At 67.7% G+C, this 13,565-nt stretch carries 11 protein-coding genes; 4 read left to right on the forward strand and 7 right to left on the reverse strand.

The features are described 5' to 3' along the window. Positions 1–245: 245 nt before the first annotated feature. The 3 genes from K2Z83_RS01825 to K2Z83_RS01835 form a co-directional block, all read right to left on the reverse strand. Complete coding sequence (locus tag K2Z83_RS01825) at positions 246–1,136, reverse strand: undecaprenyl-diphosphate phosphatase (RefSeq protein ID WP_220593470.1); 891 nt, start codon at positions 1,134–1,136, stop codon at positions 246–248. 174 nt (positions 1,137–1,310) lie between these two features. Continuing rightward, positions 1,311–2,666, reverse strand: coding sequence for an aspartate aminotransferase family protein (locus K2Z83_RS01830; protein WP_220593471.1), 1,356 nt, complete (start codon positions 2,664–2,666; stop codon positions 1,311–1,313). Positions 2,667–2,770: 104 nt separating this feature from the next. Beyond that, a complete protein-coding gene (locus K2Z83_RS01835; RefSeq protein ID WP_220593472.1) occupies positions 2,771–3,505 on the reverse strand; it encodes a metallophosphoesterase in 735 nt (244 codons plus the stop codon). A gap of 335 nt (positions 3,506–3,840) precedes the next feature. Between K2Z83_RS01835 and K2Z83_RS01840 the strand changes: the two genes are divergently transcribed. From K2Z83_RS01840 to K2Z83_RS01850, 3 genes are all read left to right on the forward strand, one after another. After that, positions 3,841–5,325, forward strand: a complete 1,485-nt coding sequence (locus K2Z83_RS01840) for a GerMN domain-containing protein (protein WP_220593473.1) — start codon at positions 3,841–3,843, stop codon at positions 5,323–5,325. 98 nt (positions 5,326–5,423) lie between these two features. Beyond that, complete coding sequence (locus tag K2Z83_RS01845; protein ID WP_220593474.1) at positions 5,424–5,948, forward strand: GNAT family N-acetyltransferase; 525 nt, start codon at positions 5,424–5,426, stop codon at positions 5,946–5,948. Positions 5,949–5,952: 4 nt separating this feature from the next. Then, complete coding sequence (locus tag K2Z83_RS01850) at positions 5,953–6,180, forward strand: hypothetical protein (RefSeq protein ID WP_220593475.1); 228 nt, start codon at positions 5,953–5,955, stop codon at positions 6,178–6,180. Here K2Z83_RS01850 and K2Z83_RS01855 read toward each other — a convergent pair. After that, positions 6,160–7,509 (reverse strand): phosphomannomutase/phosphoglucomutase, encoded by a 1,350-nt coding sequence (locus K2Z83_RS01855; protein WP_220593476.1) that lies wholly within the window; start codon positions 7,507–7,509, stop codon positions 6,160–6,162. The genes K2Z83_RS01850 and K2Z83_RS01855 overlap by 21 nt on opposite strands. A 580-nt stretch (positions 7,510–8,089) precedes the next feature. Between K2Z83_RS01855 and K2Z83_RS01860 the strand changes: the two genes are divergently transcribed. Continuing rightward, positions 8,090–9,043, forward strand: coding sequence for a tyrosine-protein phosphatase (locus K2Z83_RS01860; protein ID WP_220593477.1), 954 nt, complete (start codon positions 8,090–8,092; stop codon positions 9,041–9,043). Between the two features lie 112 nt (positions 9,044–9,155). Here K2Z83_RS01860 and K2Z83_RS01865 read toward each other — a convergent pair whose 3' ends face one another. From K2Z83_RS01865 to K2Z83_RS01875, 3 genes are read right to left on the reverse strand one after another with little or no spacing between them, the layout of a single operon-like run. Next, a complete protein-coding gene (locus K2Z83_RS01865) occupies positions 9,156–9,578 on the reverse strand; it encodes an SRPBCC domain-containing protein (protein WP_220593478.1) in 423 nt (140 codons plus the stop codon). After that, the gene (locus K2Z83_RS01870) at positions 9,575–9,733 is read right to left on the reverse strand and encodes a hypothetical protein (protein ID WP_220593479.1); all 159 of its coding nucleotides are present in this window, start codon (positions 9,731–9,733) and stop codon (positions 9,575–9,577) included. The genes K2Z83_RS01865 and K2Z83_RS01870 overlap by 4 nt, the downstream gene beginning before the upstream one ends. Further along, the gene (locus K2Z83_RS01875) at positions 9,730–13,512 is read right to left on the reverse strand and encodes an N-6 DNA methylase (RefSeq protein ID WP_220593480.1); all 3,783 of its coding nucleotides are present in this window, start codon (positions 13,510–13,512) and stop codon (positions 9,730–9,732) included. Before K2Z83_RS01875 ends, K2Z83_RS01870 begins: the two co-directional genes overlap by 4 nt. Positions 13,513–13,565: the final 53 nt, after the last annotated feature.

Raw genomic sequence — 13,565 nt, forward strand, 5'->3', positions numbered from 1 at the left:
CGGCCTGCGCTGATGCCTGGCGCGGAGCGCCCCTCTGGCGCGACGTCAGTCGCCAGCGGTGAGGCGCTCAGGACGTTGCACATGCCCTGGCCATTACCGACGGGGCTCTTGCGACGCCACCTCCCGGTGGGGTGTGGGGGCGGCGATGTTCCATGCGCACCAATGTAGGTCTGCGGGCTCCCCGGAATATCTTGTTGTTTTGGCCAAAACAACGCCGGCTTTTAGGGCGGCAGCCCTACGCTACCCTACAGACTCCCTATCATCACCAGCGCGAGGATAACGACGCCAGCGATGATGCGGTAGATGCCGAAGGATACAAAGTTGTTCCGCGAGACGAATCGCAGCAGCCAGCCGATGCTGAGCCATCCGACGATCATCGCCACGACGGCGCCGAGGAGCAGGCGGCCCCAGTCGCCGGGCTGGATCTGGCCGAGGCTGCCCAGGACATCGACCAGGGTGGCCGCGCCGAGGGTCGGGATGGAGAGGTAAAACGAGAAGGCCGTCGCCGTGCGCCGGTCGAGGCCGGCGAGCATGCCGCCGACGATCGACGAGCCGGAGCGCGATGTGCCGGGGATGAGGGCGAAGACCTGGGCCACGCCGACGCCCAGGGCCTGCTTCCAGCCGATCTCGCTCAGCTCTGTGGTGCGCGCGGGCCGATGGGGCAGCAGCTCGATCGCCAGGAAGATGATACCGCCCACGATCAGCGAGGTGGCCATCACCGATGGGCTATCGAAGAGATACAGCTTGATCAGCTGGCGAAAGGCCAGCCCGATGATCGCGGCGGGGATGAACGCCACCGCCACCGCCAGCCACAGCCTGCGGGCCGCGGCCGTAGCCCCGGTCGTGCCCCGGCCGATCAGCGCGTTCGCCTGACCGAAGAGATCTTGCGCGTAGAACGCGATCACCGCGATGACGGTGCCGAACTGGATGGCGATCTCGAAAGTGCCGCCGATGCTGTTCTGAAAGCCGATCAGGTCGGCGGCGATCAGCAGATGTGCGGTGGACGAGATCGGGAGAAACTCGGTGAGGCCCTGGACGACGCCGAGGGTCACAACCTGCCACCAGCTTGGGTCGAAGGGGACGGTGATGCCAAGGCTGACGACGAGGAGCGCGAGGACTCCGATCTGTATCGGCATCGGCAGTTTCCTGGGGCTAGTCTCTGCCGTGGTGCGGGTCTGCTGCATGATGGGGGGGGGCTCCTATAGGGCGTCATCATACGCCGTGTGATAGCGCAGATGCGGCGGTTGGGCGTGCTCATTCAAGCTTACTCTAGTGCCCAAAGCTTGCGATAGGCTGAATTGTGATAGCTGTTAGGCTGACAACTCGGTCATCCCATCGGCGATCATGCGGCCGATGGCCGCGTCGAGCGCGGCGGCGGTGGCGGACACTTGGGCGGCGCCGTGGGCGGCGCTCACAAAGCCACAGCGCCCGCGCATCAGGTTGACGCCCTCGATCTGGAGGGCCATGCGCAGGGGGCCGGTGATCTGCGGGTCGCCGCCGCGCTTGAGGGCGGCCACCGGCACGCCCTCAGGGATCTGGCCTGGCTCGACGGGGGCCGCCGGGTCGGCGAAGAGATGGAAGATCGAGCTGTCGCCATACACCGTCCAGCCGCGCAGCCCGCGGGCGCGCAGCACATCGTTCATGGCGGCGCGCAGGGCTGCGCCGCTTTGGGCGGCGGCCTCGCCGGGCGCGCCAGTGGACACCAGCTCAAGGGCGGCCACCCCGGCGGCCGCCGAGAGTGGGTTGGCGTTGTAGGTGCCCTGGTGGCGGATCTTCTGGGTGCGGTTCCATGCCGCGTCGCCGAAGGCCAAGTGGCGCATGATCGGCTCGCGGCCGGCCACCGCGCCGCCGGGCAGCCCGCCGGCCAGCACCTTGGCCAGGCAGGTCAGGTCGGCCGTCACCCCGGCGCGGGCCTGCGCGCCGCCGGGGCTTAGGCGAAAGCCTGTCACCACCTCGTCGCAGATCAGCAGCGCGTCGTGGCGTGCGGTGAGCGCGCGGGCGGCGCGCAGGAAGCTGTCGGCCAGGGGGATGGTGCCGTAGGAGGCGCCGGTCGGCTCCATGATCACGGCGGCGATATCGTCGCGGGCGGCGAGGGCCGCCTCCAGGGCGTCGGCGTCGGGCGGGAGGGTGAGCACGTGGCCGAGCACGTCTGCCGGCAGGCCGGCGTGGGGGTCCTCGGGGTCGGCGCCGGGGGCGATGCCATCGTGCCAGCCGTGAAAGTGGCCGGCGAAGCGCACGATCATGGGCCGGCCGGTGGCCGCGCGGGCCAGGCGTATCGCCAGCATGCTGGCCTCGGTGCCCGACGCGGTAAAGCGCACCCGCTCGGCGCCGGGGACGAGCTGCTGCACCAGGGCGGCCCAGCGCAGCTCCAGGGCGTGCCCGGCGCCATAGTGGGTCCCCAGGGCGACCTGCGCCTGCACGGCGGCCACGACTGCGGGGTGGCCGTGGCCGAGCAGCAGCGAGCCGTGGCCGCACCAGTAGTCGATCATCCGATTGTCATCAACGCCCCACGTATAGGCGCCATCAGCGCGTTCTATAAACAGAGGGAAGGGCATGGCGTGGCGCCCGTCGTGCGTGATCCCGCCGGGGAAGCGCCCCTGGGCCTCTGCAAACATGGCGACCGAGCGGGCGAACCTGGCGCGGTAGGTCGACTCAATACTCGTCATGGGTGGGTCTCAGAAGCGTGTGAAACCGGTCATCTGCGGCATGAGATGTCTGCTATGTGAGATGGACGCCGCTGGCCGCAGCGGTGACGGGCTGACGGCGTCGCTCACATGCCGAACTCAAGGCGGCGGATCAGGGCCGGCGGGAGGCCGCACTCCTGCATCTGGCGCTGGGTTTTGGCGATATCATAGGCGACGCGGTGGAAGCGGATGCTGTTATTGGAGGTGTCGAACACGGCGAACGCGGCGCGCGGGTCCTGGTCGCGGGGCTGGCCGACGCTGCCGGGGTTGATGAAGTAGCGGGTCGAGCTGTTCAGCTCAACGGTGCGCCCGCTGTCTGGCAGGAACCGCTCGGCGTGCTCGCTGCCGGTGCGCATGCGAAACCCAAGCTGGACGTGGGAGTGGCCGATGATGCAGACCTGGTTGGAGAAGAGCTCGAAGTTGGCCACGGCCTGGTCGGGCATCAGCAGGTACTCCCAGATCGGCTCGCGCGGGCTGCCGTGGGCCACCAGGAATTGCTTGTCGACGTGGATGCTCGGGGGCAGCGGCTCAAGCCAGGCGCGGTTCTCGGGCGTCAGCTGGCTGCCGTTCCAGAGGTTCGCCTTGCGCGCGTCGGGGTTGAAGTCGCGCAGGTCGATCTTCCCGAGCGAGGCGAGGTCGTGATTGCCGGTGATCGCGATCTGCGCATGCTTCCGCATCAGCTCGACACACTCATTTGGGCGCGGCCCATAGCCGATGGTGTCGCCGACGCTCCAGAGGGCGTCGAAATTGCCCGCAGCGCTCAGGACTGCCTCTAGCGCAACTAGGTTTGAGTGGATGTCTGAGAGTATTACTATCCGCATATGATCACGATCCGGTGGCTTTGACGCTGCAAGGGCCGAAGCCTATAATACTCCTGTCCACAACTTTGCAGGAGCCCTGAACTATTATGGTCGAGCCATCAGGCCACTGTCCATACCTCGGCCTGAAACAGAATCAGGCGATCCGCTTCGCATCTCCCACCTCCGAGCATCGCTGCTACGCGACTGGACAGGCGCAGGAGATCCCTGTCATCCAGCCGGACTACCAGCGACGCTACTGTCTCTCGGCGGGGCATGTCCGGTGTCCATTATACACGGGCTCGGGTCTGCCTTCAACGCCCCCAGCCGCTGTTGGCGCGGTTGCCGCAGATCTTGCGGTGCCGTCAGGCGGGCTGCGCGGCTGGTTTGTCGGCCTCTCGCCTCGCGACCGGGCGATCTACCTCGGCCTGCTGACGCTGCTGGTCTTTATTGTCGGGATCTATATGGCGGCCGGGGTGAATCTGCTGCGCGATGCTGGCGCGGGGGGCACCGCCGTCCCGCCAGGGGTGCCTGTGGCGGCGACGAGCACTGACCCTGCGGGCGTGTCGCCCACCATCGCCCCCGCGATCGCTGACACCACCACGCCGACGGCGACGGGGACCAGCGCGCCGCCGAGCGAGACGCCCGTGCCGCCGCCGAGCGCCACGCCCGTGCCGCCGCCGCCGCCGAGCGAGACGCCCGTGCCGCCGCCGCCGCCGAGCGAGACGCCCGTGCCGCCGCCGAGCGCCACGCCCGTGCCGCCGACGCTCACCAATACGGCGGCCCCGCTGACGCCGATCGAGCCGCCGACCGACACGCCGCCGGCCGACACGCCGACCTCGGAGCCGCCGACCGACACGCCGCCGGCCGACACGCCGACCTCGGAGCCGCCGACCGACACGCCGCCGGCCGACACGCCGACCTCGGAGCCGCCGATCTTCGGGTCGCCAACCCAGGCACCCGAGCCGGCCCGGACGCCGGAACCGCAGCCGCCGCCGGAGGGGCTGCGGACCCAGCAGCGGCTCACGATATACTTCACCGACGCGACCGACACACTCTTTGTGTCGGTCGCTCGACTATCGCCCGTCGTAGATGCGCAGGTGGCCCTGGCCACCATCAACGAGCTGATCGCCGGCCCGCAGCAGGCAGGGATGAAGCGGCTCACCCCGCCCGACGTGCGCCTGCTCGATGTGCGCCGCGAGGGCGGCCGCCTGATCGCAAACTTCGACCGCCGCCCGGCCTGGGGCGACGACGACCGTGGGCTGTACGCAATAGCCCTCAGCCTGACGGAGCTCGCGGGGATACACGAGGTGCAGATCCAGGTGAATGGTGCGAATATCGGCGTCGGCGGCGGCAGCGCCCCGATCCCGCGCAGGCCGATCAACCCCGACAACCCCCAGAGCCTGAGCGAGCGCTTTGATAGCGGCACGCGCTTCCTGCCGCTCTACTTCCTCAGCGGCGCCGGGCGCTGGGTGCGGGTGACCCGCCTGGCCCCGCGCACCGATGATGTGGCGCGGGCGACTCTCGACGCGCTGCTGGACGGCCCAGGCAGCTACGGCGGCCGGGTCTACAGCGCCATCCCCTCGGGCACCAGGGCCAGCGGGGGCGGCCTGCGCGGCGACGGGACTCGTGTGGTGGTCGACCTGACGCGGCCCTTCCTCGATGCCTTCAACCGGCAGGCCGCCGTGGACGCGATCGTCTACAGCCTGACCGAGCTGCGCGACCCGTCCGGCGCCCGGCTCTACGCGCACGTGGAGATCTTGGTGGAGGGGATCAAGCTCTCGGACTACTGGGGGGCGGAGTTCGACCGGCAGTTCACGCGGAAGGCGCTGAACCCCGAGTAGGGGCGGGCGCTGCGCGCCGCCTGATGCGGGCGCTGCGCCCCGCGCCCCGCCCCGTCTATAATGGCGTCAGGTAACGCGCCGAAACTGCGAGGATGTCTATGGAGCTTCGGCTTCTCGCCCGCGATGAGATCGCGCTCGTCTGGACGATCGACCGGCGCGAGGTGATTGATCATGTCTACTACCTGCGCGACGGCGTGCTCGTGCTCCAGCCCGAGCACTACGATATGCAGGGCTGGCCGCCCGGCGAGGCCGAGATGTACACGCCGCTGCTCCTGGCCTGCTACGAGCGGGGCGGCGTGTTCACCGGGGCCTTCGATGACGCGACCCTCGCCGGCGTAGTCGTCGTAGATACGGTGTGGCGCGGCCCCCAGCGCAACCTGCTTCAGCTGGAGTTTCTGCACGTCAGCCGGCCCTATCGTGGGCAGGGCCTCGGCCGGCGGCTCTTCGCGCACGCCCAGGCGGTCGCCTCTGCACGCGGGGCGAGCGGCCTCTACGTCTCGGCCACGCCGTCCGAGCACACCATCCATTTCTACCAGCGCCTTGGCTGCCAGGTGATCGCCGAGCCTGACCCCGAGCTCTTCGCGCGGGAGCCGGAGGATATCCACCTGGTCTGCTGGCGCTAAGCCGTTGACGAGCGCGAGCTCAAACAAGACCCTGCGCCGCACGCTGCCTAAGGACAAGCTGCACCAGCAGCAGGATCTCTTCGGCCGGGCCTACGCGTACATCGCAGTGATGTTGCTGGCCATTGTGGCCAAAACAACACGAAATTCCGAGAAGCTGGGGCTTACGTTGATGCGCATGGGCACGCAGCCCCAGCGTGAGCTCGCCTGGCGATCACCCGCGGATGATCGCTAGCACCTCGTCGCGCTTCTGCTCCATGTCCTCGTGGGAGGCGATCGACTCCAGGTTCAGGCGCATCAGCGGCTCGGTGTTCGAGGTTCGCACGTTGAAGTGCCAGGTGTCGTAGCTGACCGAGATCCCGTCGATGTGCTCGACCTTGGCGTCGGCGTAGCGCTCCGCGAGGGCGGCCAGGCGGCCCTGCGGGTCGGCCACCTTCGAGTTGATCTCGCCCGAGATGAAGTACTTCGCCTCAAGCTCGCCGAGCAGCTGCGACATCTTCACGCCGCGCTTCGCCAGCAGCTCCATGATGTAGAGCGAGGGGACGAGGCCCGAGTCGGCGAAGTTGAATGCCTTGAAGTAGTAGTGGCCCGAGACCTCGCCGGCGAAGATGGCGCCCTCGTCGGCCATGCGGCGCTTGATGAAGGCGTGGCCGACCCGCTCGATCAGCGGGATGCCGCCGTCCTCTTTGATCCCGTCGGGCACGGCCCAGGAGGCGCGCACGTCGTAGAGGATCTTCGAGCCGGCCTCCTTCTCCAGCAGGTAGCGGCCCAGGATGGCGGTCAGGAAGTCGCCCGAGATGAAGTCGCCCCGGTCGTCGATGGCGAAGAAGCGGTCGCCGTCGCCGTCGAAGGCGAATCCGATGTCGGCGCCCTCGTCCTTCACGCGCTGCTGAAGCTCGGCCCGGTTCTCGGGCTGGAGCGGGTCGAGGCCGTGGTTGGGCAGGGTGCCGTCCGGGTCGAGGTAGAGCCCGACCAGCTCGACCGGCAGGCGCGCGTAGACCTCGGAGAGGATCGGGCCGACCATGCCGTTGCCGGTGTCGGCGATCACCTTCAGCTTGCGCCCGGCCAAGGAGTCCACGTCGATCAGCGAGAGCACCTTCTGGATGAACTCCTCGCGGAAGTCGTAGGGGTTGACCGAGCCATGACGATGTGTGGTGGGGAACGCCTCGCTCTCCACCAGCCGGCGCAGGTCCTGGATGCCCTCGTCGCCGCTGAGCAGGTAGGGCATCTGGCGCACCATCTTGAATCCGTTGTACTGCTTAGGGTTGTGCGAGGCCGTCACCATCATGCCCGGCCAGCCGAGCTTGGCGCATGCGAAGTAGTACTGGTCGGTGCTGACCATGCCGATGTCGGCCACGTCGGCGCCCTGGTCGGTGATGCCGCGCACCACCGCCGCGAAGATGGCCGGCCCGGACGTGCGCATGTCGCGGCCGACGATCACGTGCTGCGCGCCGAGGAAGGTCACGAAGGCCCGACCGATCAGGTAGGCCGCGTCCTCGTTCAGCTCGGTCGGGTAGACGCCGCGGATATCGTACGCTTTAAAGATCCCTGGGTTGACCTGCATAAAGGCTCCTCCCACTGCTCTGCCGCGCGATCTGGCGCGGCGCTCCTCCGCGTTCTATCCTACCATATTGTGGGCGGCCATATGGGGGGGCCTGTCGTTGGCTATGCTGCCCTTGCGGGAACGCTAGAGCCGAGCGCAGCGCGGTTGAGCGCAGGGCGAAGAATAATCTGGCCGCGGCGTTGCATCAGCCCTGAGCGCATAGCCGAGGCCGCGCCGCTTTGGGGAATGTGGTGATATAGTGCAGTAGCGCATAAGTAACGCTGTGACCCGACCGCGCCCGGCCCGTACACGGGCGGGCTCGGGTTTGCGAAGGCCGCCTGCGCGGCCTGTCTGAGGCCGCGCAGGCGGCCTTCGCAGAACCCTCGCCGGGGGCTTCAGCCCCATGTGCGTTCGGTGAACCGAAACCGGATTGACCGCCCTCCGCCCGTGTCGGCCCGCCGGGGGCATGGTAGGGCCGAAGCATGCGCACCCCATGCATGGGCGACACGCAGATTCATCCGGGCGGCTATCTGCATACGCGTAATGCACTCGCGGATGGACAGCCGCGCCGCCTTGACACTGATTGCGTAGGTGTACGACGATGCATACCCCTCCACGTCCGCCGCATCAAGGGATCCGTCGCCTGCGCGGCGCAGGCATCCTTTTTCTGGCCGCAAGCCTCCTCTGGGCAGGCGCCCGCGCCCGACGCCCTGCCCCGCTGCCTCGCTATCAGCTGCCGGGGCGGCGCCAGCTTGGCCGCCGTATTCCCTTCGACGGTGCGAGGAACCTGCGCGACCTCGGAGGCTACCCGGCCGCAGGCGGTCGTGCGGTGCGCTGGGGCGCGCTCTATCGGTCCGACCACCTGGGCCGATTGAGCGCGCGCGACCTCCGCTGGCTCCGTGCGCTGGAGCTCGCCGTCGTCGTGGACTTTCGCAGCAGTGCCGAGCGGGCCGAGTCTCCCAACCGCTTGCCGGGCGGCCACGGCATCCGTGAGATCGCGCTGCCCATCTTCGATAATGATGCCGGCGCCATAACGGGGAGCGCATTCAAGGCGCGCATCCTGCGCGGCGACGTGGCAGATATTGACGCCGCCACCATGTTGATCACCGCATACGAGTCGTTCGCGACGACATTCACCCCGGTCTATCGGCAGTTCGTGGCTGAGGTCGTGGCCGCGCGCGGATCCCCGCTGCTCTTCCACTGCACCTCTGGGAAAGACCGCACCGGCTTTGCCGCGGCGATCCTGCTGCGGCTGCTGGGGGTGCCTGAGGAGGTGATCTTGGCTGACTACCTGCGCTCGAAGACCTACAGCCTCGCCGCCCATCGGCGCGATCTCCTGCTGCTACGGCTGCTACAGGGGCCGGCGATCGGCAGCCTGGTGCGCACCCTCCTCGGCGTCGAGGAGGGCTACATCCAGGCAGCCTTCGCGGCGATTGACGGTGCCTACGGCTCGTTTGATGCCTACGCCCGCGATGGCCTTGGCCTGCGCGAGGCGGATATCGCCGGGCTTCGTGACTCCCTGCTGGAGGGGCGACCGTCCCAGCATTGGGGTTAACCTGAACGAGGATGTGGCCCGGCGCTACCAGTGCCCCGGCACCACCTGGTTCGAGTAGGCGGATCCCACATCACAACGGGGGTGGCGGCGCCGACAGGTGCCGCCATCTCCGTTATGAATCCTCCGCCCGCGCCTTCAGCCCGGCCGCAAAGTCGGCGAAGGGCTGCGTCATATCGGGGAGGGAGCCGGCGAAGAGCGGCAGCAGCGGGCCGCTGAACACCTCGCCGATGGTGAACTCGACCGCGCCGTCGGCCTTCGGCGTCAGCGTGAAGCGGCGCACCCCGGTGAACAGCCCGAGGGGCATCCCGCCCTTCCAGATCATCAGCCGCTCGGGCACAAACTCGCTGATCTTCACCGGGAAGGCCCGCGGGCTGAGCTTGGTGTAGGCCGTGATCGTGGCCCCCGCCGCGATCACGCCCTCGATCTTGACCGCCCAGGGGTCCCACGATGGGTAGCCCGCGGCGTCGGTGAGGATGGCCCAGATCGTCTCCACAGGGGCGTCGATCATGATCGTGGCGCTGTAGGTTTTCATCATATCCCTCGTGCCCTCCAGTAGCGGCCGAAGCTCTCGCCGAGGAAGGCCGCGATCACATCAAGGAATGGCTCGTACACGCCGCGCAGGTTGCTCACCATGGCCGGCGGGAGCGGGCGCAGCGTCGAGCCGGGCCTGCTGCGCGTCGAGCTGCTCAAACATCGTCGGCCTCATCTTCGCTGACGGCATCGTCCGCATCCTCGGGCGCGCTGCCCAGGATGCGCGCCCGCGCCGCCGGGTCGCTGATGCCGTAGAGGTCGAGCACGCGCCGGTCGATCTCGGCGTCGAGCTGGTCGATCCGGTCGAGCCGATCAGTGATCGCCTTGTGTCGCTCGGCGATGCGCGCCGCGAAGCTGGCCCGGTCGGCCGGGTCGACCGGCAGCAGCGCCGTTGCCTGCACGTCCTTCCATGCCTGCCCGCGCCACTGTGGGCGGCCCAGGTAGTGGACGAGGTAGTCGCGCAGGTCGTCGTCGGCCACAATCAGCCAGAGCTTGTTGTGTCGCAGCACCACGCTGGTCGGGTGGCGCTCCGGCGTGTAGACGTTGCTGCCCACCGTGGCCGCCGTGTCGGCCTCGTCTGGCAGGCTCACCGCGCCCGAGGCCAGCGCCTGGTAGAGCGTGTATGGCGCAAAGCCCGGCTGCGCGGCCTGGAGCTGTTCGAGCACCAGGTCGTAGGGGATGTCGATCCGATCATCCTTGCCCGCCCGCCGCCTGATCGCGTAGCCCCGCTCGCGCAGCTCGTTCAGCGCCGCGTGTACGCCCAGCAGCTCGTCCACCAGCCCCGCCAGCCCCGCCTGCGTCGCCGCGTCGGCCGGGAAGATCGGCAGCTGGCGGAAGTACGAGGGGTTGATGTGCAGGTTGTCGTACTGGCGGGCAAACCAGTAGTTGAGCAGTGATGAGTTGAACAGGGCGAGAAGGTACTTTAGGTCGTAGCCGGAGCCGTCTTTCGCAATGATGTTGCTGAAATTCTTCCGATTGAAAAACTGTTGCTCATCATATGCTGCAACTAGCCGCCGCTTGAGCGCCCGGTTGCGCATATCTTGAACCAGTAATTTGGGCATCTCAAAAAAACGCTGATCACGCGCACGCCAGAGCCAATGTCCGTAATGTAAGTAGTGCTTCTTTACTCCCCATCTTAGGCTATATCGCCCAATATGACTATTTCCATCTAGGAGTTTTTTCCAACCTAATTCTCCTTCAGGGAGCTCACTGCGTTGCTTGATATACAGATTTTGACGACCCTGCTCTGCTGTCTGATAGGGCTCAATGGCAGGGCTACTCTCCGTCACCTCGCCCAGCCGCAGCACCCTCGTGCTCCCATTGCTCGGCAGGCGGCAGGCGTCCTCAATCTGCTGGATGAGGTCGTCGTAGCGGATATTGATCTCGGCCCTGGGGTCGCCCATCCAGCGCTGCTGCGGGTGGCTGATCTGCTCGCGCCAGGCCCGGTCAGTCAGCTTGTCCAGCCCATCGCGCAGGCCCATCATCAGGGCGTGGGTCTGCTGGGCCTGGCGCAGCTCCGCGTCGGCCTCCTCGGCCAGCACCAGGATGGCGCAATCGACATTGGCGTCGGGCCAGATCCCCTGGGGCAGGTCGACGATCTGCTCGATCCGCCCGGCGTCGAGCAGGGCGCGGCGTAGCAGCGCCGTGTTAGTGCCCATCAGGTAGGTGTTCGGGGTGATGAAGGCCATTCGGCCGCGCGCGGCCAGCAGCTTGATCGCCAGGGCGAAGAAGAAGACATAGGTGTCGGGCTGGCCGTAGAACACCTGCGGCCAGTCGCCGCGCAGCACGGCCTTATAGTCATCGCTCACGCTGGCCCCGTAGGGCGGGTTGGCAACCACAAAGGCGAAGCCGGCGGCGTAGGGCGTGCCGGGGGCGCGGCGCTTGATCCGGTCGGCCTCGGCGCTCTCCTCGGCCAGCTCAAGCTGGGCGCGGCTGTAGGAGAACATGGCCGTCGGGCTGGCCAGGGCGTCCTCGTTATAGATGTGGAAGCGCTCAAGCGTCACCCGCCGGCCGCGGTCGAAGGCCAGCTTGACCAGGTCGAGCACCTGGATGAGCAGGTTGACCTCGGACAGATAGCAGGCGAAAGGGTTAAGGTCGAAACCGAAGAGCGACTGGCGCACCTGCTCCAGCAGCGGGGTCGGGTCGTCGTCGGGGGCGCTGGCCGTGTAGGCGGCCACCAGGCGCCGGGCGGCGGCGACGAGGAAGGAGCCCGAGCCGCAGGCCGGGTCGATCAGGCGTCTATTCGGCCCGATGATCGCGGGGCCAGAGACGTAGCCCACCGCGTCGAGCATATAGTCCACGATCTCGCGGGGCGTATAGTACTGGCCCTTCTCCTTCTTGGCCTTGCGGTCCACATAGGTGTTATAGATCGTGCCGACAATATCGGCGTTCACCCCGGCGAAGTCGAAGCGGCTCAGGCGATGCAGGGCCATGAGCAGCTGGTCTTTGTCGAGCTTGTACCAGTTGAACACCTCGCGGCCAGTGAAGAAGTGGGCGTAGATATTCTGCGCGTTGGCGTAGGCCATATCGAGCAGGGGCGCGTAGGGGTTGCCGTTGGCGAAGGTCAGGTAGCGCCGGATATCCTCCTGCCAGTGGCTGATCCCGCCGTCGGAGACAAAGCGATGCGCGAAGAGGCCCTTATCCTCGCAGACCCGGATGAGCAGCAGGCGGATGAAGACCACATAGGCCGCCTGGAGCGCAAACTCGCCGGCCTGCTCGGCCTCGTCCTTGCCGCCGAGCATCGTCTCCTGCACCAGCGCGCGCCAGGTCTCAAAGTCCTCCATCACCGCCCGCGTGTCCCGGTAGGCCTGGCGCAGGTCGGCCAGGTGCTTGAGGTAGACGCCGACCTTCTCGACATAGGTGGCGAGGGTATCGCGGACGCTCGTCAGGGCGTCGAGGTCGGCCCATGGCCGGGCCTGGCTCGGCTTATCGGCGAACTTGGCCGCCCGCGCCGCATTGATGATCGTCAGCACGGCGTCGAAGACGGCCTTCTTGCTGCGGAAGGGGTTGCTCTCTAGGGGCAGGCCATCGAGGATGGCGCGGATCTCGCCCAGCTGCTCATCGGACAGGCCGATGGTGGCGCGAACCTGGCCGACGGCCGCGATCACACCTGCCCGCAGCGCCTCAAGCCGCGGCCCCGCCTCCTCAGCCTCGCGGCCATCCACAAACCGCCGGCGGCGGCGATACTCGGCGTCACGGTCGAGGTGCTGCTGGAGGCGCTGGCGGGCGTCGGCGTGCAGGGTGGCGATCAGGCGCTGGACATCCTCGACCAGCAGATCCTCGTGGCGGGCGTCGGTGCCGAGGGGCAGGGCGCGGGCCTGCCATGTCGGCAGATCGACGGCCAGCTCCTGCTCGATGCGGGCTGGGGCGCTGAAGGCCGAGGCGTGGCAGAGCCGCTCAATCATCGCCAGCTGGCCGGCGACTGGCGGCGGCAGGGCGGCGGACGGGTCCTGCGCCCAGAGATCCAGCAGCGCCTCGACATCCAGGTCGAGCAGCAGTGAGAGCGCCGCGCCCTCGCGGGCATAGAGGAGCAGGCGTCGCGCATTCGTCAGCACACCAAGGTTTACCGTCGTGAGGCGCATATAGCGCTGGAGCTGGGCCAGCGGGCTCTCGGGGTCGGCCATGTCGCCAGGAAGGCTCAGGGTTGTATTCTTACTCTCAACAACAAAGCAGGTACCGTAGAGATCCACGCTCGGCGCGAAGTCGGGCCGGTCGCCGTGGCGCTGCAGGTTATAGTTCTGGTCGCCGGGCGGGAAGCCGAGCAGATCGAGGAGCGGGCCAACGATGGCGCGGTCCACAATTGAGGCCTCATCGCCGCCGCGCTGGGCGGCCGGCCTGGCCAGGTAGGCGCGCAGGTCGCCACCGCGAAAGCCGGCCCGCGTGAGGATGTGCTGGAGGCCGGCGAGGAACGCAGCGCTGGCGGTTGGGGGCGTCGTCATCTCGACTCCAGATCGTTTTGTGCGGTAGACCGCACTATTGTAACGTGGTTCAG

It is taken from the genome of Oscillochloris sp. ZM17-4 (assembly GCF_019599295.1).
GTDB lineage: Bacteria > Chloroflexota > Chloroflexia > Chloroflexales > Chloroflexaceae > Oscillochloris.